This window comes from Cohnella lupini (assembly GCF_003386205.1).
Classification (GTDB): Bacteria; Bacillota; Bacilli; order Paenibacillales; family Paenibacillaceae; genus Cohnella; species Cohnella lupini.
The window spans coordinates 434511-459814 of the sequence record NZ_QRDY01000003.1; the positions used below are offsets into that span (position 1 = coordinate 434511).

The window sequence follows — 25304 nt, forward strand, 5'->3', positions numbered from 1 at the left end:
TCGGCGGATTTGTTCGTTCATAGGCGAAGTAGGAGGGAATCACGTTCGCTTATGATTAAATCCAAATACAGATGGGATTTGCCCGAGCTGGACGAGTCTCTCGTCTCCAAGCTGGAACGGGAATTGCAGGTAAGCCGATTAACCGCAGGCGTGTTGGCCGGACGCGGATGGACGTCTTCGGAGCAGACGAAGGCCTTCCTGCAAACGGATGCGGAGCAGTTGCACGATCCGTTCGTCATGAAGGGCATGTCGGACGCCGTCCGGCGAATATCCGATGCCGTTAAGCACGGGGAACGGATTCGGGTATACGGAGACTACGACGCGGACGGGGTGACGTCTACGGCCCTCATGAGCCGGTTACTGATCGAATTGGGTGCTTCGTTCGATACATACATTCCCCATAGAAGCCGCGAAGGGTACGGACTTAATGTCGGCGCCATAGACTTGGCCGCGGAAGCCGGAGTCCGGTTACTGATAACGGTCGACAACGGGATAAGCGCAGTGGAGCAAATCGCATATGCAGCTTCAAGGGGTATCGATGTCGTCGTAACGGATCACCATGAACCGCCGGATAAGCTGCCTGAAGCGGTTGCGCTCGTGAATCCGAAGCAGAAGGATTGCCCATATCCATTCAAGGGACTTTGCGGAGCGGGCGTCGTATTTAAGCTTGCGCACGCCATGCTAGGGCGTCCGATCATCGAATACACGGACTTGGCGGCCATAGGAACGATTGCGGATCTTATGCCTTTGACTGGCGAGAATCGCGTTATTGCCCGGCTGGGCCTGGAGCAAATGCGACGCCAACCGATCGTCGGAATTCGCGCGCTGGCCAAGGTGTGCGGAATTAAGCCGGAGGACTTGACCAGCGGACGTATCGGCTTCTCGCTGGCGCCCCGTCTTAACGCGGGAGGCAGGTTAGATCATGCGGATAGCGCGGTCAAGCTCCTTCAGGAAACGGAAGAAGAGGAAGCCGAGAGAATGGCGCTCGGCTTGGATAAGCTGAATAGCGAGCGCCAAGCGCTTGTCGAACAAACGGTAATCGAAGCGGACGAGATGTGGCAGACGCAATGCGCGGCTGAAGGCGGCGCGGATAGGAAGGTCATCGTGCTGGCCAAAGCGGGCTGGAACGCCGGCATTGCCGGCCTTGTCGCGTCCAAGCTCGTCGAACGGTATTATCGGCCGGCAGTCATATTGGCATCTGATGAAGAAACGGGTTTATGCAAAGGCTCCGCGAGGTCGATAGACGGATTCGATCTCTATGAGGCGTTAACCGACTGCGCGGATTTAATGGAACATTACGGCGGTCATCAGGCAGCCGCGGGGATGACGATTTCCCGGGAAAACATCGATTTACTGGCAAACCGCTTGCACGAATTGGCGGAGCTGCGTTTAACCGCGGAGGACTGGCAACCGAAGCGCCGGGCTGACCTTAGCGTGAAGCTATCAGATCTTACGCTTGGAGCGGTTGACCAGTTGGCTAGTCTGGAGCCGTTCGGCAGCGGAAATCCGACTCCCCGGGTCGTCCTTCAGGAGGTTCGCATTCGGGAAAGCCGGACGATGGGCAAGGAAGATAAGCATCTACGAGTGACCGTCGAGCAGTCGGGTCAAGCGATGGAAGTCGTCGCATTCGGAATGGGCGAGAAAAAGGAAATCTTATCGGCCGGCGTGGTCATCGACCTTCTAGGCGAGCTGTCGATCAATGAATGGAACGGAAACCGCAAAGTCCAAATGATGTTTCAGGATTTCCGCTCTCGTCATCTTCATGTCAAAGATCGGCGCAAGGAAGTCGATGTCTGGATCGAGTTAGATCGTATAGTCGCAAATCTGCCTTCCGGCTTGGCGATTGCCTGCTCGTCTTTGGCTTCGTTCAAGGAAGCGCACGCTAGATTCGGTCATATGGGTATTGCCATGAGCTTGTATACGGATACTAATATTGATAGGTTCGTCGCCGATAGCGAGACGGCCGCGGCATTGGAAGCGACGGATAGCGTGGATCAGTTCGGCCATTGGCGTCATTTGATCTTAATCGGTCTACCTTCAAGCGATCAAGAGGTCAGAATTCTGAAGCGATGGCTCGCGCCCGAGCGGGGAGGGGAAAGCGTTACCGTATTTGCCGAGCTCGGGTCGGGTTCAATGGCCACCGCGAGCTTTCCCGCTTTCCCGGAACGCAAGCATTTTGCCGAAATATTTGCCATGTGCCGAAAGCGTGGAGCGTGGTTGGATAGTCCGGATGGATTCCTGCAGGAATCGGCTATGGCAACTGGATGGCCGTTGTCCAGCGTGCGAATGATGCACGAAGTGTTCGTCGAGCTCGGATTCATCGCGGTAGCCGGAGCGTCTCGCAAAATCGTAACGGAACCGCCGCGCAGGGAATTGGAACAATCCTCGCGTTATCGGAAAGCTCGAGAGTACGCGGAAGGCTTGAGAATATCCGAAATGACGACGGACGAGCTTACCCGATGGTTGGTTGCTTGCCATGCCGGTTGAGTCTTACCCGACGATCGGTCGCCAGGTCGGCCAGGTCGGAAAGAAAGCTCTCTAGCCAAGACGATGGGATTAAGTGTATAATGCAGTTCGTGAACCAGAATAAAGGAGCTTGATATTCGTGAATTTTAAAGACTACATCCGCGTTATTCCCGATTTTCCGCAACCGGGCATTCGGTTTAAAGATATTACGACTTTGCTTAAAGACGGCCCCGCATACCGGGCAGCCATCGATGCGATGAAGGAATTGGTCAAGCATAAGGAAATCGACTTGATCGCAGGTCCCGAAGCTCGCGGCTTCGTCATCGGAGCGCCGTTGGCGCTGGCCCTTGGAATCGGATTCGTGCCGATTCGCAAGAGCGGCAAGCTGCCGGGCAGCACGGTGGAAGCGGCATACGATCTGGAATACGGCAAAGACCGTTTGGCGATTCACAGCGATTCCATCCAACCTGGACAAAAGATATTGATCGCGGACGATCTTCTCGCCACGGGCGGCACGATAGCCACCTCGATCGATCTGATCACCCAGCTCGGAGGCGAAGTCGTAGGAGCGGCTTTCCTTATCGAACTTGGGTATTTGAACGGACGCGAGAAGTTGCAAGGCATCGAAGTCGCTTCTTTAATTACTTATTAAGCGAATCGAAGTCGAATGCGCGAACAGGTAAATGGCAAGACATTCCAATGGCTTCCGGCTATGGAGTGTCTTTTTCTTATGTATTTTACCGGCGCGGTTGCGCATGGCCGAAGGGGTTCATATTTTGTTAATTATTAGCGCGCGGCTACCCGTTCCAAGGACAATTTTCAACGTTCTGATCTCAAAGTCCTATTGCCGGAGCACCAAGGTTGACGTTTCCCGCCGCTAAGAGGCATAATGGTAGCAATAACTTCAGGGGAACTTCCGGTGCACGGCGCCGGCGGAAAGGAATTCGGCATGGGCATGGAGCTGCTTCTTGAGAAAGCAACCACTTATATGAAAGAACAAGATTTGCAGAAAATCCGCGACGCTTACGAATTTGCCGAAGAAGCACATCGAGGCCAAGTCCGTAAATCCGGTGAACCATATATTCTACACCCCGTGGCCGTTGCCGAAATATGCATGGGTATGCAGATGGATGTCGTTACGGTAATGGCAGCCCTGCTTCATGACGTTGTCGAAGACACGAACGTTACCGTCGACGACTTGCGTAGCCGATTCGGAGAAACTTTAGCGGGACTAGTCGATGGATTGACTAAGCTCGAACGGATTCAATTTCAGTCGAAGGAAGAGCAGCAGAACGAGAATTACCGCAAAATGTTCGTGGCGATGGCCAATGACATCCGGGTCATCTTGATAAAATTGGCGGATCGTCTGCATAACATGAGGACGCTTAAGTTCCAGTCGGAAGAGAGCCAACGCCGAATCGCTCACGAAACGCTGGAAATCTTCTGTCCGATCGCCCATAGGCTCGGAATCAGCGCGATCAAGTGGGAGATGGAGGACATTGCCCTCCGGTTTCTGAACCCCCAGCAATATTATCGCATAGCCCATCTGATGAAAATGAAACGTACGGAGCGGGAACAGCATATTACGGAGCTGATCGAACGCATTCGCGAGAAGCTTGAGGAAATGGGCATTCAAGGCGATATTTCCGGCAGGCCGAAGCACATATACAGCGTCTATAAGAAAATGTCGACTCGTAACAAGCAATTCAACGAGATCTATGATTTGCTCGCGATTCGCATTCTCGTCGATAACGTCAAAGATTGTTACGCGACGCTCGGAATCATTCATACGTTGTGGAAGCCGATGCCGGGTCGCTTCAAAGATTATATCGCCATGCCGAAGGCGAACATGTACCAATCGTTGCATACGACTATCGTGGGATCGACGGGCGAGCCGACCGAGGTTCAGATCCGTACATGGGATATGCACCGGACGAGCGAGATCGGAATTGCTGCGCATTGGGCATATAAGGATGGAAATACGGCAGGCGTGGCGCCGGGCAGCTTCGGGGACAAAATGAACTGGTTCCGCGAGATCATCGAGCTGCAGCAGGAAACCAGGGATGCGGCCGAGTTCATGGAATCGCTGAAAATGGACTTTTTTACCGATCTCGTTTTCGTGTTCACGCCGAAAGGGGAAGTATTCGAATTGCCGGCGGGATCCGTTCCGCTCGATTTCGCCTTTCGCGTTCATACGGAGGTCGGCAATCGGACGATCGGCGCCAAGGTTAACGGCCGGATCGTACCGCTTGACCATAAGCTCAAGACGGGCGACATTGTTGAGATTCTGACCTCTAAGCATTCGTACGGACCGAGCCAGGATTGGCTCAAGATCGCGCAATCCTCCCATGCGAGAAGCAAGATTCGCCAATGGTTCAAGAAGGAGAAGCGGGAAGAGAGCGTCGATAAGGGGCGCGACCTGCTGGAGCGCGAGCTGAAACGGCTCGGCTTGGAGCCTCATGAATGGATGGCCGAGGATAAGCTCCAGGAAGCCGCGAAGAAGTTCACGTTTAACGACACGGAAGACATGATGTCGGCTATCGGATTCGGAGGCATTACCGCTGCCCAAATCTGCACGAAGCTGACCGAGAAGCTGCGCAAGGAAGCGGAAGAAGCTCAGCAAATTCAACTGACGACGGAAATCAAAGAAATGAAGGCTCCAGCGGCCGCGGAGAAACGGCGTCCTACCCACGGAGTCAGCGTGAAAGGCGTAGATAACCTGCTCGTACGGTTTGCCCGTTGCTGCAATCCGGTTCCGGGAGACGATATCGTAGGTTACATTACGAGAGGGCGCGGCGTATCCGTCCATCGGACGGATTGCCCGAACATTCCGACGGGAGAAGACGGGGAAGAAGCGGCGCGCGTCATCGAGGTCGATTGGGAGTCCGCGGTCGAGTCGAATTATAGCGTCGAGATCGAGATTCTGGGCCACGATCGCCGAGGTTTATTGAACGAGGTGCTGCAGGCCGTATCGGAAAGCAAGACGAATATATCCGCGGTATCGGGTCGTTCGGACAAGAACAAGATGGCGATCATGCATATGACGATCCTCATCCGCAATAAGGATCATTTGCAATCCGTCGTCGATAAAATCAAACGGGTCAAAGATATTTTTTCCGTGCAACGGATGATGCAATAGATAAGGAACGCAGTCGGCTAGATGAAGGGAAAGAGATGGATGAAGGTCGTGTTACAACGGGTATCCGAAGCAAAGGTGACGGTGGAAGGCCAAATCGTCGGCGCTATCGGAACTGGCTTAATGCTGCTCGTCGGCGTGGGTCAGGAAGACACGGAGCAGGATTTGAACTGGATGGCGGACAAGCTTGCGGGATTAAGGATATTCGAGGACGATGGCGGGAAAATGAATCTGTCGGTAGAAGATGTTAAGGGCGAGATATTGTCGGTATCCCAATTCACGCTTTACGGGGATTGCCGCAAGGGCAAACGTCCGAACTTCATGGGCGCGGCTAGACCGGAGACGGCGGAGTCGTTCTACGATCGATTCAACGAACGCTTGCGGACGCGGGGGTTAAAGGTGGAGACGGGCAGATTCGGCGCTATGATGGACGTCTCGCTAGTCAACGATGGACCGGTCACTCTCATCCTGGACAGCAAGAACGGTTGAAACAGCCGCGATACGGAAACACTACTTGTCGAACCCTTCTTTGATTAAGAAAGGATGGCGGCATGTGATGAGACAATCGCGCAAGGAAGCCAACATGGAGTGGATGATGCGGGAAGGCTTGATGCCGGAGCGCAGGGAAGCGATGGCGTTGTCGAGCCAGATTCGCGAGGAATTCGGGAGCGACTTGGGAGCCGGACCGGTTGCCGGCGGTAAGCACGGTCGGCGGCAGCCTCCGGGCGGACGGGGCTAATCGGCGAATATCGATTGAACAAGCAGCAATATGCGCCGTTGCGCGTGTGATTTTAAGCATGCGCGGCGGTGCTGTTTTCCCGAAATCTATTAAAATATTCGCATAAGTATAAGTTAGCGCTTACTTTTTTGTAACCAAACTGTAATCTGTTATACACGGCTTCTTAAAGTAAATAGACTAATCTATAGACGACCCCCTTTTTCAATATATTAATCATTGAACCTGTCGATACGTCGGCAGGTTATTTTCTTTTAAACGCAAGGCCGCCTTGACATGCTATCTTCTACGGACTACAATTAATAACAATTGTATTTTGCCTTTGATTCGATGACAGGGAACAGTAATCTAGCCCCACGCCCCCAGAGAGGAAAGCCTTCAGGCTGCAAGCTTTCCGGCGATGATTGGACGAACGACCCCCTCGAGAACTTGATGCGAAAGATTGCCGGATATCAGCGCAAGCTTCCGGACGTTCATTAGCATTAAAGCGTAGCCGGGCGTTAACCGGATCAAGCGCAAGCTGACCGTTATTGATTCCGATTCTTCGGAAGAATATCGAGGCTTGAATGTCGGGTGGCACCGCGGGAGCATGCAGATCACGCTCTCGTCCCTGACGATCTTAGGATCGTCATGGGACGGGAGCTTTTTTATTGTCTGGATAAGGAGTGATTATGATGGGGTTTCAAAAACCGCCGGGCACGCAAGACATCTTGCCCGGCCAATCGGAATATTGGCAAGCCGTCGAAAGCAAAGCGCGCGACATCTGTCGCCGGTTCCGCTTCAGCGAAGTTCGGACCCCGATCTTCGAAGCGACGGAGTTATTCAAGCGCGGAGTCGGAGAAGCAACGGATATCGTCGAGAAGGAAATGTATACGTTCGAGGATCGCGGGCAGCGCAGCATGACTTTACGTCCCGAAGGTACCGCCGGAGTCGTACGGTCCTATGTGGAGAACAAGCTGTTCGGCGAGCCCGACGTATCGAAGCTGTATTATATCGGTCCTATGTTCCGGTACGAGCGCGCGCAAGCGGGCAGATACCGGCAGTTCCACCAATTCGGAGTGGAAGCGATAGGTTCGTCGGATCCTGCTCTGGACGCGGAAGTGATCGCTCTGGGCTATACTTTCTACCGAGAGTTAGGCTTGACAGGGGTTACGGTCGATTTGAACTCGGTCGGGACGCCGGAAGTAAGGGCGATCTATCGGGAGAAGTTGCTGGCGTTCTTGATTCCGATCAAGGATACGTTGTGCAAGGATTGCCAGACGCGAATGGAGCGCAATCCGATCAGGGTGCTGGATTGCAAAGTCGACCAAGACAAATTTACGAACGCGCCTTCTATTCTGGATAGCTTGGACGAGGAGTGCGAGACGCATTTCGCGCGGGTTCGGGAATGTCTGGACGAGATGGGAATCCCTTATAACGTGAATTCCCGGCTCGTTCGCGGGTTGGATTATTACACGCATACGGCATTCGAGTACAAGGCGCAAGGAATCGGCGCTATCGATACGATCGGCGGCGGCGGCAGGTATAACGGGCTTGTGGCCGAAATCGGCGGGGACGACAAGCCGGGCGTAGGTCTGGGCCTCGGCTTGGAGAGAACGTTGATCTTGTTGGAAAGCCAAGGAATCAAGCCGGATACCGGCAACGCGGCCGACGTCTATGTCGTCGCGCTGGGCGAACGAGCGGAGCGAGCATTGCCTGCTTTGCTGCAACGGCTGCGTATGGCAGGTATCGCCGCGGAGCGCGACTATTTGGGGCGTAAGACGAAAGCCCAATTCAAAGCGGCGGAACGCAGCGGAGCGCGATTGTCGGCCGTGCTCGGGGACGATGAGCTTGACCGAGGGGAAATATCGCTGAGGCTGACTTCGAACGGCCAACAATTGCAATCGGTTAAGCTTGCGGACCTAAGCAACGAGATTCAAAATTACTTGACCACAGATAACGAAAAGGGGAAAAACAACTCATGATGCTCAAAAACATCGATTGCGGTAAATTATCCAAGGAAAACGTCGGCCAAACGGTCGTCTTGAACGGCTGGGTGCAAGGCTGGCGCGACTTCGGAGGTATTCTGTTCATCGACCTCCGCGACCGCTCGGGAATCGTTCAGGTCGTTTTCAACCCCGAATTCTCCGGCAAAGCGCTGGAGCTTGGAAGCCGCGCCCGTAATGAATACGTGCTCGCCGTCAAAGGGAAAATCGTCGAGCGCGACCCGGTGACCTTTAATCCGAATCTGGCGACCGGCGAGATCGAAGTCCAAGTAGAGGAAGTCGAAATCATCAACGCGGCCAAAACTCCTCCGTTCCCGATCGAAGACGGCGTGGAAGTTGACGAATCCCTTCGGTTGAAATATCGGTATCTCGATCTTCGCCGTCCGGAAATGCAGAAGACGCTGCTGCTCCGTTCGAAAGCGACGAAGATCTTCCGCGATTTCCTCGACGACAACGGCTTCATCGACGTGGAAACGCCGATCCTGACCAAGAGCACGCCGGAAGGCGCGCGCGACTACCTGGTACCGAGCCGCGTTCATCCGGGCGAATTTTTCGCCTTGCCGCAATCTCCGCAGCTGTTCAAGCAATTGCTTATGGTAGGCGGCATCGAGCGCTACTATCAAGTGGCGCGTTGCTTCCGCGACGAAGATCTTCGCGCGGACCGTCAACCTGAATTCACGCAGATCGACATCGAGACCTCGTTCCTGTCCCAAGATCAATTGCTTGGCATGATGGAGCAACTAATGGCCCGATTGTTCCGCGAGACGGTCGGCGTCGAAATTCCGACTCCGTTCCAACGGTTGACGTACAGCGATGCCATTCATAAATACGGCTCCGATAAGCCGGATCTTCGCTTCGGCCTTGAGATCGAAGACGTGACCGACATCGTAAAGAGTAGCGAAGTGAAGGTATTCGCTTCCGTAGCGGCGTCCGGAGGCGTCGTGAAAGCATTGAACGCCAAAGGCTGCGCTAGCTGGAGCCGTAAGGAGTTGGATGACCTGCAGCCGTTCGCGGCTCGTTACGGCGGCAAAGGCATCGCATGGATTACCGTGAAGGACGGCGAATGGAAGGGTCCGATCGTGAAGTTCTTCAGCCCCGAGGAAAAGGCGGCATTGACCGAGCGTCTGAACGTCGAAGAAGGCGACTTGTTAACGTTCTCCGCGGATAAGCTCAAGACGGCTGCCGACGTGATGGGCAATCTCCGTCAGAAGGTCGGACGGGATCTCGGCCTCATCGACAACAAGGCATACAAATTCCTCTGGGTCGTGGATTTCCCGCTGCTCGGATGGGACGAAGAAGGCAAACGTTTCGTTGCCGAGCATCATCCCTTCACGCGTCCAACCGACGAAGATCTTCCGTTGTTCGATACGGATCCGGGAGCGATTCGCGCGCAGGCTTACGACATCGTCCTTAACGGTTATGAAGTCGGCGGCGGATCGATGCGGATTTACCGTCGCGACGTTCAAGAGAAAATGTTCCAAGCGCTCGGCTTCTCGGCAGAGGAAGCGCAAGAGAAATTCGGATTTTTCCTTGACGCGTTCGAATACGGTACTCCTCCGCATGGCGGCATCGCGTTCGGGTTGGATCGCTTGATCATGCTTCTAGCTGGACGCACGAACCTGCGCGAAACGATCGCGTTTCCGAAAACGGCCAGCGCAACGGACCTATTGTGCGACGCTCCTTCACCGGTTACGGAACGACAATTGGACGACTTGCACGTTCGTCTGTCGGCTAAAGCGATCGCCGCGCAAACGAAAACCGCGCCTGCCGTGGCTGACTCCGTTGAAAGCGGCGAGCCTGCCGTTCAGAGCCAAGGTTAAAAGGAGAGAGCGTACTTATGTTGCATCAATTCTCCAGAACGGAATTGTCTATCGGGCCGGAGGGGCTGGAGTTGCTTAAAGGAAGCACGGTCGCCGTCCTCGGAATCGGCGGCGTAGGCGGAATTGCCGCCGAAGCGCTGGCTCGCTCGGGCATCGGGCGAATCATCCTGATCGACAAGGACGTCGTAGACATCACGAACGTGAATCGCCAGATTCATGCTTTAACGACGACGGTCGGCCAGCCCAAAGCGGATCTGATGAGAGATCGCATCAAGCTGATCAATCCAGAGTGCGACGTTATCTCGCTGCGAATGTTCTATACGGAAGAAACGTACGAGGAACTGTTCAAGTATCCGCTAGACTATGTCGTGGACGCTTCGGATACGATTTCTTACAAGATCCATTTGATCAAGCAATGTCTGGATCGGGGCATTAAGATCATCTCGAGTATGGGAGCGGCCAATAAAATGGATCCGACCCGGTTTCAGGTGGCTGATATTTCGAAGACGACCGTGGATCCGATAGCCAGGGTTATTCGGAAGAAGCTTCGCAACGAAGGAATCAAGAGAGGCGTGCAGGTTGTTTTCTCTACCGAGCTCCCAATCAAACCGCGAGTGGACGTAACGAAGAAAATCGTGCCGGATACGGCGCCTAAAGATATTCGCAAGGCTCAGCAGCCCCCTTCGAGCAATGCGTTCGTTCCTCCAGTCGCCGGCTTGATCATGGTCAGCGTCGTGTTCAAGGAACTTCTGGCCAATATAGACAAACCTTATGAATGACGTGTCGGCCTTCCGCTGAATATCATTCCGTTATACCGACTCGTAAAGACCCTTACGCGAATCATCTCGCGCAAGGGTCTATTTTTTTAATGGATTTGAATTCCGCGAATAATCGAGAAGGCGAGCCTTTTTATGCGTTTTTCTACGCTTGTCCCTATCGTTATCGGCCAACCCTTCATAGATTGAATAATCATCAACTGGGAGGTGTAGCTCATTGAGCATGAAATTGCACGGAAACAATAATAACGGCCCGCATCGCGTACACCGCGTGTGCAAGTGCTGGAAACCGAAAAAGAGAAGGACCGTCGGAGGCACTGAAAATATGAATAACGAGCAACGTAGCCAAGGTCTGAACAACATCGGCCCTCAAGAAAACGCGAATAGGCAACATTGTCATCAAAGCTGGGGGCAATGGGGAGGACTCGGCTTAGGCGGTATCGGCGGCGGAAACAAAAGTTGCGGACATTGCGGAGGCCGTTTGGGCGGCCAGAGTAACGGACGCACGGGTGGGCGTTCGGAAGGCGGTAAAAACTAATTTACCGAAGGTCGAGCTTACAGGCACGCCGTAAGATAGGTCGGCAACGCGCGATAATGCGCAAGGTATATATGGTCCTTTGGGAGGCTAACGAAGCAGAGTGCAAGCCGCTGCTGCGGGAAGCCTTTTCTTTTTTGGTTTGGCTCATAGACGAATGCCGTTTCCGCGAATGACGGGGAGACATACGCTGATCGTGATGATTCGAGGCGGATAAGCAAGGGAGGCGACCTATGCCTATACCTATAAGGGCGATCACGATTAGCGATGCGGCAAGCTGGGAGCTGGAGAAAAATTTGTGGAACGACGAATTCGTACCGGCAAAGATGACCGTTAACGGAGTAGCGGTTTCGGTGAAGATCCGGCATCGCGGCGGCCATACTCGCGATTATCCCAAACGTTCTTACGAGGTCGTGAACAAAAATCAAACCGTTCATTACAATGCGGAATTCGACGATCCTTCGGCAATCCGCAATGCCTTGTCTTTTGCCTTCTTTCCGATGATCGGCGTGCCAACGCAAAAAGCAAAACATGTTTTGCTCAAAATGAATGGCCGTTCTCTCGGCGTTTATCTTGAAATAGAAGCGGTTGAAAGATCGTTTTTCCGAAAAAGAAAGATCGGAGCTTCTTCCTTGTTTTACGCCGTGAATAATCGGGCTGATTTCGGATTGTATTCCCCCGATTCAGATCGATTGAAATCTTCACTAACATCTGGCTACGAGCATCGATTCGGGGACTCTTCCGAAAAAGTCAAACTAGCCGCGTTTATCAAAGGAATTAATGTTCGAAATGGGAAACAAGCGGAGTCTTTCATTCGATCGCGCTTGGACGTAAGCAACTATCTTCGGTGGTTAACGGGCGCAGTATTAACGGGTAATTATGATGGATTCGAGCAAAATTACGCGATCTACCGAAGCGGCGGCACGGATAAGTTCAGAATGATTCCTTGGGACTATGAAGGCACGTGGGGTCGCAATTGTTATGGGCGTCTCGTAGATAGCGATATGGTTCAGGTAACCGGATATAATTTTCTGACCCGTAAAATGTTGAAATACTCGAGCTTCAGGAATCAATATCAAAGTACGCTAAGGACAGCTCTTGCTGGCCCGTTTACGGAAACCAGAATAATGCCGCTCGCTAATCGAATGCTCGGGCAGATCTCTCCTTACATTAGGGAAGACAGGGCTCGTAAATGGTCTTATGCAGACTTCCTGGGCGAATCGGGAGTTATTCATAATTACATCAAGGAAAGACGTTCGATCGTGAAAAAGGAGATGGCATATTTAAGCTAGAACATATGTTCCGATTCGCTTCCTGTCCATATCTCTTTCTGCTATGATGGGAGGAAGAGAAAGGCGGGGTAAGGAATGGATTTATTCAGCTTCCGCGAAGAAGCGGAGCCGCAAGCCCGATTGCTGGCCGATCGGATGCGTCCCGAGACGCTTGAGGATTATATCGGACAAGAGCATCTCATCGGCCAAGGGAAATTGCTGAGGAGAGCGATCGAAGGGGACGTCGTATCGTCGATTCTGCTGTTCGGTCCTCCGGGCTGCGGCAAAACAACGTTGGCTCATATTATCTCCAAGCAGACCAAGGGAGACTTCGTTAGATTGAACGCCGTAGACGCTTCCGTGAAGGACGTTAGGGAGGTCATCGAGCAAGCGGAACGGAATAAGGGCATGTACGGACGTAAAACGATCCTGTTCCTTGACGAGGTACATCGTTTCAATAGCGCGAGACAAGACGCTCTTCTTCCCGCCGTCGAACGCGGGATTATCATATTTATCGGCGCAACGACGGAGAATCCGTTTCATTCCGTAAACGGAGCTTTGCTGTCCCGTTCCACGCTGTTCCGGCTGGAGCCGTTGACGAAGGAGCATTCGTTGCTTGCGATACGCAGGGCGCTCTCCGATACCGTCAAAGGACTTGGATTCATGAAGCTGGTCGCGGAAGAGGACGCGCTGGAACATATCGCTTCAATGGCTAACGGAGACATACGCCGGGCTTTAACGGCATTGGAGCTGGCGGCGGTGACGACGCCATCGGAGCTCGACGGTACCGTGCGATTAACGATGGAGGTCGCAGAGGAATCCATACGCCAACCGACGGTTATTGCGGACGAGTCAACGCAATACGACGTTTTATCGGCTTTCCACAAGAGCGTGAGAGGCTCGAGCGATGCCGCGTTGTTCTGGTTCCTTTACGCGGTGGAGAAGCTTGGAATGGATCCGATGGTATTCCTGCGGCGATTAACCGTCGCTTGCAGCGAGGATATCGGTCTTGCCAACCCGCAGGCGATGGTACAAGCAGTAAGCGCAATGGAAGCCTATCATAGAATCGGCTGGCCGGAATCCAAGTATATCGTATCCCAAGCAATTCTATTCGCCGTGGAGAGCCCTAAGTCGAACGCGATCGCTGTCACGATAGGAAAGATCATGGAGTCGTTCGATTCGATCAAATCCGCCGAAGTGCCGATGCATCTTAGAGATGGCCATTATAGCGGAGCGAAGAAGCTTGGACATGTCGGATACCAATACCCGCACGATTTTCCGGGGCACTACGTAGAGCAGAATTATTTTCCGGACAAGCTGACAAGTAAGGTTTTCTACGAAGCGACGGAACAGGGAATGGAAGATAAAATTCGTCAGAATCAAGCGAAACGCAGAGCGAAACGAAAATGATTTTTCCGTCATCATGATCAGCACAGGACGAACGAATCGGTTAACCGGCTAATGTACAATTAATCATCAATTCGGCTCAAATCGTTGGATTCGGGAATATATAGCCTTTTCGTTCGAAAAATCGGCATAGGTGGCAGGCTCAAGCGAATAGAGATGGGTACTACGGCTGATTACGGGGTCATACGTCGTTTGACGGACGACCGCAAACCGTCTAAGCTATAGTAAAGCAATATGTCTATTTTATTATAATCGGTTTGTTATTGTTATTTTTCATAATATAAAGGAGGTGTACCTGCCCTCTCCAAACGGTGAGGTCAGGGAATATTTGGACGGTGACCCCATACCATTAAGCGTGGACTTGGTCTTGATTTTCGCTCTGGTGTTTCTGAACGGCTTCTTCGTCGCCGCGGAATTCGCCATGGTGAAAGCGCGCGGTTCAAGAATCGATACTATGGTGCAAGAAGGACACAAGAAAGCGAAAGTCGCTTCTCATCTGATGGATCATCTTGATGCTTATTTGTCAGCTTGCCAGCTTGGAATTACGCTCACTTCTCTCGGTCTAGGATGGATCGGCGAGCCGACCATCGCCAGACTTCTCGAGCCGGCGTTTACGGCGATGAACTTGAGCGACAATCTGGTGCACCCGTTATCGTTTATCATCGGCTTTACTTTCATTACGATGATTCATATCGTGTTCGGGGAACTCGCTCCTAAATCTGTTGCCATTCGTAAAGCGGAGATGGTTACGTTATGGACGGCTACGCCGCTTATCTATTTCCGCAAGGTGATGAGCCCTTTCATTTGGGTTCTTAACGGAATGGCTGGACTTGTCATGAAGCCGTTCGGAATCGACACCTCGGAAGTTTCCTCTTCGGCGCATACCGAGGAAGAGATAAGGATATTGGTGAAGGAGAGCCACAAGAGCGGGTTGATCGATAAGACCGAATTGACGCTAATGGATAACATTTTCGAATTCGCCGAAACGAATGCCCGGGAAATTATGATCCCTAGAACGGAGATGAGCTGTTTATACGGCAATCTGTCGTTCGAGGAGAATAAGAGTATCGCCCTTCGCGAGATGCATACGAGGTATCCGGTTTGCGAGAAAGACAAGGACAACATTATCGGTTTCGTTCATATCAAGGATTTACTGAAAGTGCCCGACAATTCGATTCACGATATTCGGGATCTGATGAGGCCGATGACGACAGTTCCCGAAAGCATGCCGATCAGTACGCTGCTTAAACTCATGCAGAAAAGAAAATCGCAAATCGCGATTCTGATCGACGAGTACGGCGGAACCTCCGGATTGGTCACATTGGAGGATATCATGGAGGAAATCGTAGGAGAAATCCAGGATGAATTCGACGAAGAGCGGCCGGACGTGGAGAAGCGGGACGACAACACGTATTCGATCAACGGGATGATGCTAATAGAGGAAGTGAACAGCTTCTTCGGACTGGATATCTCCACCGACGATTACGACACGATCGGGGGCTGGATATATTCCCAGATCGAGAATCCTCCTAAGAAAAATCAATACGTCGTCTCGGAAGAAGGCTTCAAATTCACGATCGAGGAAACGGATCACCTGCGAATATCGAGGATAGCCGTGACCCGCTCGGACCATGAGAGCTGGGAAGCTCAAGCGGAAACGGGATAACGCTTATAAGTTCTTATAGAAAGCGCCAGATCGGGTTTATTCCCGATCCGGCGCTTTTTTGAAATTATAGAATTTTGAAAAATAACGGATTTGTAGATTTCAAATAGCGATGTTATTCAATGTAATTTCAATGCGAATTCAAAATATAAGCTGGATAAGGATGTTTAATATCGCTATTGTTCTAAATTTATTGTATTCCTTCCGAAAATTCGATCAATAGCGATGTTCTTCATCCTACTTTGCCTCCAATATGGCTCATTATCTTGAATAACGATGATTACCATCTTACTTACAACTTTTGCTACGCCACTTAATAGCAGATATTAAATTTTGGCATATCGCACATCGTCGCGCGTTTTCCTTCATAAGGCTACTATGAGTCAATTAGTACCGCCGGCACGCATTTATCCGGAATTGTACTGAACAAGCGGGTACCTACGTAGCACAGCGTACCCTGCCGTCCTAAGGACGCATAGCCGTTTTACTTGGATTCAATTCTCCAGTGCTTTATAGGAATTTGTCGTACCGGAGGCAAGATCAAACGCTGCCGCGGCGAAGATGGACGAGCAGGAAGCCTATGGCGCCGGCCAATGCGAACAAAGCTCCGACGCGGAATACGTATGCCAGTCCCAAGGCGTCGTACAGCCAACCGCCTAGCGTCCCCGCAATGAGCCCCGCCAAGCCGGACCAGACGACCGCGAATACGGCCTGGCTGGAGGATCTGTATTCATCGGGAATCAAGCCCTGAAGACAACGTAACGCGGTAATGTAGAAGATAGCGAAGGTTACGGCATGCATCATCTGCAACGCTACCATCATCCAAGGCTCGTTGGCCAAACTAAGCAATCCCAGCCGTATAACATAGAAAAAGCTGGCTATGGCAAGAAGAGGCAGCTCCCGGAAACGGTGTCCGAACTTCGCGAGCAGGAAGAACATAGGAATCTCGCTCACGGCCGATGCCAGAGAAGCATAACCGATGACGGAGTCGCTCGCTCCGATTTCCCTCATGGCAATGGACAGGAATCCCTCGTTCATCCGATGACCCACGGATATAAACATGATCAACAGGAAGAACACAAGGGTTTCTCTCTTGCGCAATAGTCCCCACAAGCCGCTGAACTCGAATTTTTTCAACGTCGCTTGGAAGTCCCCGATAAAAAGGGAGAAGATCATCGAGAAAATAATCGTACCCAATGCAAGTGCGATGGTCAGATCGGAGCCGTATAATTTCAGTAAGTAACCGAACGCAACCGCGCTTAAGGCATATCCGAGAGAGCCGAACATGCGTATAGAGGGAAAAGTGCGCTTCATCTGATCGGCCGCCAGCAAGGATACGCTATCCAGCATGGAGTTGATCGGAGTTTGGAACAAATAAAATAACGCCATGATTCCGGCCATGATTCCGAATTCCTTCTGCGGTAACAGCAAAGCAAGAGCGAGAATCTGTACGCAGTAAAGGAGACTAAGAATGCGGCGAAGATTCTTGGTTCGGTCGCTGATGATGCCGACGGCGATATTGGATACGATGGATAACAAGGGTCCGACGGAATAGATGGCTCCGATCTGCAGCTTGGTGAATCCCAAGCTTTCGAAATAGAGCGGGAAGTAAGCTACGAGCAGCACCATGGTCGCGTAATTCGCGAACTGCATCGTTCGTAATAGAGTAAGTTGCCCTTTTAAAGCTCGGGATTGATCCATGCCGCAAATTCTCCTGTTCTTGAAGCCGGTCTGTATTAAGCAGTCGAGCGATGATTGCGACGAAATAGCCAAGCGAGGAATACCAACTCCGCGATAATGCCGCCCGATTGCGACAGAGAACCTAGAACTCCGTTCCAGCCGGGCAATAGCACGACCAGAACGACGATCAAGATCGCCGTAACTACGGCGTTGGCAACCTGGGAGCCGAACATAAGCTTAGTTTCTCCATTGGCCATGACTATTCCGTTTAACGTATCCAGCCAAGGGAACACGAATACGAAAGGGAAGAAGCCGCGAAGCGCGTGGATGCACGCTTGGAGCAAATCTCCTTTGACTCCGAGGATATGAGAGAACATCCATGAACCGATCGGAGTAAATGCCATGAGCAGCAATAGCATCGGCGGGATGAAGCCTAACATAAGCGTGAATTTACGTACGATTTCCGGATTGCTCTTAACGAACAACAGCGCGATTTGATGGAAATAGGTGAAGAAACCCAGTACCAAGTTCATTAAGCTCCCCGCGACCGCGAACGATGCCACCGCCAGCGTACCTCTTTCGGTCGTTCCGAGCAGCGCGTTCAAGATCGGCAATAACCAGACCACGATAAGCGAGGAATAGAGCAACGGATTATAGAATGCGGTTACCTGTTTAGGCTTGGAAACATCGCAATCCTCCGCTCTCTCGGGCATTTCCTTCAGCAACTTGCCCGATTCCCACCAACTGATGGATGCTTCGATCATCATACCGAATACGAATATAACCGTGCCTTGGAGGGCGCTGTCTACGCCGATCCGCAAGAAGTACTGAGATAACAGGAACATGCCGCCTAATCGGAATATCATCGCGATCGTCAACCATCGAGTGCGCATTTTATAGATGATTACTCCTTGGTATAAGCACCGTATTCCGGAGAAAACGGAGAGGAACATTAAAGCGTAATAAGCATGGACCGCTTCGCGTTCGACGATCGGATCCGCCCCGTAAGCACCGCCGAATATCCAATGCCCGAGCGGAGTATAGGCAACAAGCCCGCCGAAGACGAGGGCGGCTCCGAATACGTAGAAGCTGACTTGCCTTACGGCGCGGAAAGAGATGCGGTCCCTCACGAGAGCGGAGCAGGTTTGCCGGAAGAGCACGGCAGGTTTCTCCGTTACGACGAGCAAGCTCATCGCAAGGGCGTAACCTGCGAGAATGATCTCCGGATTGCTCGATCTGGCCAGCGTGCCGTTGATAATGACGTGGGAGAGATTGATCATTAATACGGATAGACCCATAGGAATGAAAAACAGGAAAAGCCGTCTCAGCGAGACCGGCTCGTTATCAGGCTTCATAAATAAGCTCCTTAAAAGCGATATGACTTGTGCCGTTCATTCGGATAGCTAGTATTATATCAGATATTCGACGGGAATCGGGGCAAGAATTGAGACAATAAAGCTGGATTTCAACGTTGCGAAATGATAAATTAAAGAATAATGCTTTTTGATAGGCACTAGATGAAAATCGGGTGAAAACGGATGCGGGGAAATAAAGGGTGGCTGGACAGCCAGTTCGAATATAGCGAGAGGCACGGAATATCGATTCCTTGCCTGGAAAGCGATTGGGAAGAACTGAGTCTTGAGCATCAGACCGCGATATTGGAAAAATGGGAAATGATTCGCGGAGGCATTCCGGATCATATCATGCGCTTCGAGGCCATGATCAGAGCGAAAACGCAGCAGTTGTTCGAGGAAGACGATTTTGTAAGATCCTGTCTTATAAACGGAGATATCGCCGATCTGGCAAGTCGAATCAATGACCTGAACATTTGGTTCCGCACCCAACAGGATTTGGACGGCGACGCTAAGATGCATATCGGATAGAGCAAAGCGGAGGACCACCGACATGAAGAGCCCGAACCTATTGGCAGGGCGGTCCCCACGCGGACCGATCTCGCTGATGAGAAGAGTATACAAGTACATTTTGCCCGAGGTTCGAGCAGAATTGGGACGATGGCGAGCAAAGGCCAACGTTATTCCCGATCTTGAGCTGCGCAAGCAAGCTCTCGACAGCATGAATGCGAAGCAATTCCATTGCGAAGGCGGCGGAGTGTATGCGGCAGCTAACCTGGAACAGCGTCATGTTCTCATTCCGTTGATTGTAGCGCTGCAGACGATAAGCGATTATTTGGACAATCTATGCGATCGGAGCACTTCGTTGGACGCGGAAGATTTCCGGCTGCTTCATCAAAGCATGATCGACGCGGTAACTCCTGAATTACCGATATCGAATTATTACGCTCTTCGAGAAGAGCAGGACGATGGCGGATATTTAGCGGCGCTTGTGGAGCAATGCAGGAATTCGATCGCCGAATTGCCTTCCTACCGCCATGTTAAGAATCACGTCGTCGAATTGGTGCGGCTTTATTCGGATTTACAGGTCTACAAGCATATTACCCATTCCAAGAGGGAATCGGAATTGCTTAATTGGTGGGCCCAATATTCGTCGAGATATCCTAACTTGAAATGGAACGAATTCGCGGCCGCTACAGGGTCCACTTTGGGAATGTTCATGCTGTTTCTATCCGCAACGGACCCGTCATTGGATGCGGAGCAAGCGGACGCGATCAGAGCCCATTATTTTCCTTCCATATGCGGATTGCACATTCTGCTCGATTATTTAATCGACCAAGCGGAGGATGAGATCGGCGGGGATTTGAACTTCTGCAGCTACTACGACGATCAGAATACGCTTAATGAGCGAATGGGCCAAATGGTTCAAGCGGCCAGAAAATCCGCCGACGAGCTGCCGTTCGGACATTTTCACAGGATGATCGTGGAAGGCCTCGTTGCCTTATACTTATCCGATCCCAAAGTGCGGGATCAGTACGAAGTTCGCAGAACGGCTAAGCTTCTTATGAAGGGAAGCCCTTGGACGAGAGTGTTTTTCTGGTTGAATAGCCATTGGATAAGAAAAGCCATGTAACTCGTAATCGTATTGAGACATTTAGGAGGAAACGGAAATGACTGCAGTTAAAAAAATAGCGGTTTTGACAAGCGGCGGGGATTCGCAAGGGATGAACGCTGCCGTAAGAGCCGTCGTAAGAAGCGCTTTATTTCGCGGGCTAGAAGTATTCGGAGTTCAACGCGGATATCAAGGATTGTTGAATCAAGACCTTAGGCCGATGGATCTGCGCAGCGTCGGAGATATCATCCAACGCGGAGGAACCATTCTACAAACGGCTCGATGCAAAGAATTTATGACGCCCGAAGGCCAGCAACGCGGAGCGGAGGTACTGCGGGAACAGGGTATCGACGGTTTGGTCGTCATCGGCGGAGACGGTTCTTACCAAGGAGCTAACAAGCTAAGCAAGCTAGGAATCAAGACGATGGGTTTGCCGGGGACGATCGATAACGATATTCCGTTTACCGACTTCACGATCGGATTCGATACGGCGGTCAGCATCGTCGTAGACGCGATCAATAAGCTTCGCGATACGATGACCTCCCACGAGAGATCCTCCGTCGTCGAGGTCATGGGGCGCCATTGCGGAGACATCGCGCTTTATGCAGGCTTGGCTAGCGGCGCGGAGGCGATTCTCGTTCCGGAAGTGCCCTTCGATATTAAAGATATCTCTCTTAGAATGCGCGATAACTTCCAGAAGGGCAAACGCCATGGCATCGTTGTCGTAGCCGAAGGAGTTTGTTCCGGAGAGGAAGTCGCCAGGAACATCACGGAATACAGCGGCATCGAGCCGCGGGTCACCGTTCTGGGACATATTCAACGCGGAGGCGCTCCGACCCACAATGATCGCATCTTGGCCAGCCAGCTTGCAGACTATGCCGTTCAACGGCTGCAGGAAGGCGATTCGGGCAAGGGGATCGGAATCGTCAAAGGCGAATTCGTCGCTACCGATATCGATAAAGTGGTGACCACGAAAAAATCGTTCAATCTGGATCTATACAATCTCGCGCTTAGGCTTGCGCAATAATAGAACGGACAAAGGGACTGCTAAGGAGGACCGATCGGTCCTCCTTACAGTCCCTTTGGCATTCTTGCATCGAAAAAACAAAATTACTTTGACATTTCTTGCCTTATGATACTAACATGTATATAAAGTATAACAAAGGCGGAATGTTATGAAAATCGTCATTATAGCCGGCTCGAACCGGCGCATTTCTTCCAGCACGGCTATGGCCCGATATGTGGGAGACAGACTCGCGCTTAGCGGACATCGGGTGGAATTATGGGATATGCACCTTCAGCCGTTGCCCTTCTACGATCCGGATGCGGATGTACAAACCGAAGCGGTCGCGCGGCTATCGGACTTGGTTGCAGCCTCGGATGCGATCGTGCTCGCAACGCCGGAATATCACGGCAGCGTGTCCGGAGTGCTCAAGAATGCTCTGGATTACTTGGACGGGGACCATTTCAGCGGTAAAATGGTACTATGTGTAAGCTCGGCAGGCGGTGCCGTTGGCGTTAGCTCGTTACAACATCTGCAAGCGATCGTCCGTAACGTTCACGGCGTCAATTGCCCGGAATGGATAAGTATCGGCGGTGACCAACGCCGCTTCGACGAGACCGGCGAACCTTTCCAGCCCTCGGTCAAAGCCCGGGTCGATCGAGTTCTGAATACCTTCGTAAAGCTAGCGGGCCTCTTGAGAAGTTAGGCAATGTCACAAAAGCTGACGTGAATTTCACAACGTCAGCTTTTGTATGTAATTTGCCCTAGCGCGGAATCCTAAATTCCATTATAATAGCGGATATGAGAACAAAATTTCATTTTGTCTGAACATAATTTCAAAAATTTGCAATCTGAATGGTGTGACCTTGTTGGATAACGACAAAATCAAAAAGGTAATCGAAGCGGCTAAGCTTTATTATCAATTGGATTACAGCCAGAATGAAATTGCAGACGCTCTTGGCGTATCAAGGCCTACGGTTTCCCGGCTTCTTCAGCAAGCGAAGGCGGAAGGGATCGTAACGATCGAAATCAAAGATCCGACGGAGGACGTCGCCGTTCTAAGAAATTTACTTAAGGAAAAGTATCAGTTAAAGAACGTTATCGTCGCGTTTACTCCTACATACGAAGAAAGCATCGTGAAAAAATATATCGGGCAAGCGGCGGCAGCTTACGTAACCGAATTGGCCAAAGACGGTGATACTATCGGTGCGTCTTGGGGTTCGACGATGTATCAGGTGGCGCTTCATCTGAAGTCGAAGTCGCTAATCAACTCCTTCGTGGTTCAATTAAACGGAGGCGTTAGCGATGCGGACGTTCAGATTTCCCCTTCGGAAATCGTTCATTTGTTCGGCAGAGCATTTAACGTTACGCCGTATTTCATGTATTTGCCCGCGATCGTGGATCATATCCTCGTGAAGCAATCGATGCTTACGGATCGTCACATCCGCAGAGTCATGGATATGGGGAAAGGCGCGAATATCGCCGTGTTCACCGCCGGCTCGCCCACTCCGGATTCCGTTCTGATCAATTCGAATTATTTCCGAGAAGAAGAGCTCGAGATTATCAAAACGAAGGCCGTCGGGGACATTTGCTCTCGCTACTACGATAGCAACGGAGAGATTTGCCTGCCGAGCTTGAACGATCGAACGGTCGGAATCGAATTGGCCGATTTGCGCACCAAGGAGCATTCCATACTCGTGGCGGGCGGCTCGTCCAAAGTAAATGCCATATACGGGGCGTTAAGAGGGAAGTATGGAAACACGCTAGTGACGGATCAAATCACCGCGAAAGCATTGCTTAAAAAATTGGACTAACGGGAGAGATGACAATATGACGCCTGAACAAATCGCCGGAATGATCGATCATACTTTGTTGAGCGCGGTAAGTACGGAATCGGAAATTATCCGGATATGCGGCGAAGCGAAGCAATATGGCTTCGCGACTGTATGCGTCAACCCTTTCTGGGTTCCGCTCGCATCGCGCGAATTAGCGGGCAGCACCGTCGGGCTGACGACCGTTATCGGATTTCCGCTAGGAGCGAGCAGAACCGAATCGAAAGCAGCGGAAGCCGCGGATGCGATACAAGCAGGCGCTACCGAGATCGATATGGTACTTAACGTTGGAGCTTTGAAATCCGGACTTGTCGCGGCCGTCAAACGTGATATCGAAGCCGTCGTAAGTGTATGCAAGGGTAAAGCGCTCGTGAAAGTCATAATCGAAACCTGCTATCTATCCGACGAAGAGAAGCAGCAGGCATCCTTGCTCTGCAAAGAAGCCGGAGCGGATTTCGTGAAGACGTCGACGGGATTCGGCACGGGCGGCGCGACCGTCGAGGATATCGCCTTAATCCGTCATGTCGTCGGTCCTGATATGGGAATTAAAGCATCCGGCGGGGTGCGTGATCTGGAGATCGCCCGCAAATTGATTCAAGCGGGTGCGACGAGATTAGGCGCCAGCTCCTCGATCGCGATCGTAACGGGCGGAGTCGGACAGGGGTATTGAACCAAGTTGGATAGCGCAATGCAAGGAGGGAACGAGCAATGAGAACCGTCGATTTAATTACTAAAAAGCGCGATGGCGGCGAGTTGACCGAAACCGAAATCAACGAGCTCATTCGAGGATATACAGAGGGTTCGATACCGGACTATCAAATGTCGGCGATGGCGATGGCTATTTTTTTTCGGGGGATGACCCCGCAGGAAAGAGCCGATCTGACGATGGCGATGGTGCACTCCGGAGAAACGATCGACCTGTCCGAGATTTCCGGCATTAAAGTTGATAAGCACAGTACCGGCGGCGTGGGAGATACGACAACGTTAGTTCTGGCTCCTCTCGTCGCTTCAATCGGCGTTCCGGTCGCCAAGATGTCGGGACGGGGATTGGGACATACGGGAGGCACGATCGACAAGCTGGAGTCCATCCCCGGCTTTCACGTCGAAATCGACAATCGGACGTTTATCGAGCTCGTGAACCGTAACGGCGTTGCGGTCATCGGCCAGAGCGATAATCTTACACCGGCCGATAAGAAGCTATACGGACTGCGCGACGTAACGGGAACGGTAAACTCCATTCCCTTGATCGCAAGCTCCATCATGAGCAAGAAAATCGCATCCGGAGCGGACGCGATCGTACTCGACGTAAAAACCGGAGACGGCGCCTTCATGAAGGAAATGTCAGAATCCGAAGAGCTGGCCGCGTGCATGGTCGATATCGGCAACCGGGTAGGTCGCCGGACCATTGCCGTGTTGTCTGATATGAGCCAGCCGCTTGGCAATGCAATCGGCAATGCGCTTGAGGTACAAGAAGCGATAGATACGCTTCGGGGCATCGGGCCGGAGGATTTGACCGAGCTATGTTTGACGTTAGGTAGCCACATGGCTGTCTTATCCGGCGTGGCTTCGAACGAACAAGAAGCCCGCGAGCTGTTAGCGAAGTCCATCTCTAACGGTCAAGCTCTGGAGAAATTCAAGACGTTCATATCTGAGCAGGGCGGCGATGCTTCCGTCGTGGATCGCCCGGAATTGCTGCCTCAAGCGAAATTCAAGATCGAGGTACCGTCGAAGGAAGCGGGTTTCATTGCGAAGATAGCCGCCGAGAACATAGGGCTTGCCGCTATGCTGCTTGGAGCGGGGCGAGCGACCAAGGAATCGAAGATCGATCTGGCAGTCGGAATCGTGCTTCATAAGAAGATCGGGGACCGCGTGGAAGCCGGCGAATCGCTTGCTACCATTCACGCGAATAACGAATCGGTCGAACAAGTCGTCGCGAAGATTTTTGAATCCGTTCAAGTACAAGCTTCACCGGTTACTCCGCCTCCTCTCCTAGTCGGAGAAGTGAAATAGGCGTTGAACATAGACAACCA

At 51.9% G+C, this 25304-nt stretch carries 21 protein-coding genes; 19 read left to right on the forward strand and 2 right to left on the reverse strand.

Annotation, left to right across the window (positions count from 1 at the left end):
* Window positions 1–51 precede the first annotated feature (51 nt).
* From recJ to DFP95_RS08965, 12 genes are all read left to right on the forward strand, one after another.
* A complete protein-coding gene (gene recJ, locus DFP95_RS08905; RefSeq protein WP_115992231.1) occupies window positions 52–2487 on the forward strand; it encodes a single-stranded-DNA-specific exonuclease RecJ in 2436 nt (811 codons plus the stop codon).
* 118 nt (window positions 2488–2605) lie between these two features.
* Window positions 2606–3118, forward strand: coding sequence for an adenine phosphoribosyltransferase (locus tag DFP95_RS08910; RefSeq protein WP_115992232.1), 513 nt, complete (start codon window positions 2606–2608; stop codon window positions 3116–3118).
* A 297-nt stretch (window positions 3119–3415) separates the two neighbouring features.
* Window positions 3416–5605, forward strand: coding sequence for a RelA/SpoT family protein (locus tag DFP95_RS08915; RefSeq protein ID WP_115992308.1), 2190 nt, complete (start codon window positions 3416–3418; stop codon window positions 5603–5605).
* 39 nt (window positions 5606–5644) lie between these two features.
* Window positions 5645–6091, forward strand: a complete 447-nt coding sequence (gene dtd, locus DFP95_RS08920) for a D-aminoacyl-tRNA deacylase (RefSeq protein WP_115992233.1) — start codon at window positions 5645–5647, stop codon at window positions 6089–6091.
* 64 nt (window positions 6092–6155) lie between these two features.
* Entirely contained in the window at window positions 6156–6341 is a 186-nt protein-coding gene (locus DFP95_RS08925) for a hypothetical protein (protein ID WP_147304151.1), read from the forward strand.
* 671 nt (window positions 6342–7012) lie between these two features.
* Window positions 7013–8302, forward strand: coding sequence for a histidine--tRNA ligase (gene hisS, locus DFP95_RS08935; protein ID WP_115992236.1), 1290 nt, complete (start codon window positions 7013–7015; stop codon window positions 8300–8302).
* Window positions 8299–10143, forward strand: coding sequence for an aspartate--tRNA ligase (aspS, locus tag DFP95_RS08940; protein ID WP_115992237.1), 1845 nt, complete (start codon window positions 8299–8301; stop codon window positions 10141–10143). Before hisS ends, aspS begins: the two co-directional genes overlap by 4 nt.
* A 17-nt stretch (window positions 10144–10160) precedes the next feature.
* Window positions 10161–10922 (forward strand): tRNA threonylcarbamoyladenosine dehydratase, encoded by a 762-nt coding sequence (locus DFP95_RS08945; RefSeq protein WP_115992238.1) that lies wholly within the window; start codon window positions 10161–10163, stop codon window positions 10920–10922.
* Between the two features lie 322 nt (window positions 10923–11244).
* On the forward strand, window positions 11245–11457 hold the full coding sequence (locus DFP95_RS29605; protein WP_147304152.1) for a hypothetical protein: 213 nt from the start codon (window positions 11245–11247) through the stop codon (window positions 11455–11457).
* A 230-nt stretch (window positions 11458–11687) separates the two neighbouring features.
* The gene (locus tag DFP95_RS08955) at window positions 11688–12746 is read left to right on the forward strand and encodes a CotH kinase family protein (RefSeq protein ID WP_115992240.1); all 1059 of its coding nucleotides are present in this window, start codon (window positions 11688–11690) and stop codon (window positions 12744–12746) included.
* Between the two features lie 75 nt (window positions 12747–12821).
* Window positions 12822–14135 carry a replication-associated recombination protein A gene (locus DFP95_RS08960; RefSeq protein WP_115992241.1) on the forward strand — a complete coding sequence of 438 codons (1314 nt, stop codon included), beginning with the start codon at window positions 12822–12824 and terminating at the stop codon, window positions 14133–14135.
* A gap of 325 nt (window positions 14136–14460) precedes the next feature.
* A complete protein-coding gene (locus DFP95_RS08965; protein WP_115992242.1) occupies window positions 14461–15798 on the forward strand; it encodes a hemolysin family protein in 1338 nt (445 codons plus the stop codon).
* Window positions 15799–16335: 537 nt separating this feature from the next.
* Here DFP95_RS08965 and DFP95_RS08970 read toward each other — a convergent pair.
* Window positions 16336–17496 (reverse strand): MFS transporter, encoded by a 1161-nt coding sequence (locus DFP95_RS08970; protein ID WP_115992243.1) that lies wholly within the window; start codon window positions 17494–17496, stop codon window positions 16336–16338.
* A 35-nt stretch (window positions 17497–17531) separates the two neighbouring features.
* A complete protein-coding gene (locus DFP95_RS08975; RefSeq protein ID WP_115992244.1) occupies window positions 17532–18830 on the reverse strand; it encodes a multi antimicrobial extrusion protein MatE in 1299 nt (432 codons plus the stop codon).
* Between the two features lie 183 nt (window positions 18831–19013).
* Between DFP95_RS08975 and DFP95_RS08980 the strand changes: the two genes are divergently transcribed.
* From DFP95_RS08980 to DFP95_RS09010, 7 genes are all read left to right on the forward strand, one after another.
* On the forward strand, window positions 19014–19358 hold the full coding sequence (locus DFP95_RS08980; protein ID WP_245987480.1) for a hypothetical protein: 345 nt from the start codon (window positions 19014–19016) through the stop codon (window positions 19356–19358).
* 22 nt (window positions 19359–19380) lie between these two features.
* A complete protein-coding gene (locus DFP95_RS08985) occupies window positions 19381–20460 on the forward strand; it encodes a tetraprenyl-beta-curcumene synthase family protein (RefSeq protein WP_115992245.1) in 1080 nt (359 codons plus the stop codon).
* Window positions 20461–20497: 37 nt separating this feature from the next.
* Window positions 20498–21466, forward strand: a complete 969-nt coding sequence (pfkA, locus tag DFP95_RS08990) for a 6-phosphofructokinase (protein ID WP_115992246.1) — start codon at window positions 20498–20500, stop codon at window positions 21464–21466.
* A gap of 148 nt (window positions 21467–21614) precedes the next feature.
* A complete protein-coding gene (locus DFP95_RS08995) occupies window positions 21615–22148 on the forward strand; it encodes an NADPH-dependent FMN reductase (RefSeq protein ID WP_115992247.1) in 534 nt (177 codons plus the stop codon).
* A gap of 163 nt (window positions 22149–22311) precedes the next feature.
* On the forward strand, window positions 22312–23256 hold the full coding sequence (locus tag DFP95_RS09000) for a DNA-binding transcriptional repressor DeoR (protein WP_115992310.1): 945 nt from the start codon (window positions 22312–22314) through the stop codon (window positions 23254–23256).
* 16 nt (window positions 23257–23272) lie between these two features.
* Window positions 23273–23944: a deoxyribose-phosphate aldolase gene (gene deoC, locus DFP95_RS09005; protein WP_115992248.1), complete on the forward strand. Its 672-nt coding sequence runs from the start codon at window positions 23273–23275 to the stop codon at window positions 23942–23944.
* A gap of 38 nt (window positions 23945–23982) precedes the next feature.
* Window positions 23983–25284 carry a pyrimidine-nucleoside phosphorylase gene (locus DFP95_RS09010; RefSeq protein WP_115992249.1) on the forward strand — a complete coding sequence of 434 codons (1302 nt, stop codon included), beginning with the start codon at window positions 23983–23985 and terminating at the stop codon, window positions 25282–25284.
* Window positions 25285–25304 lie beyond the last annotated feature (20 nt).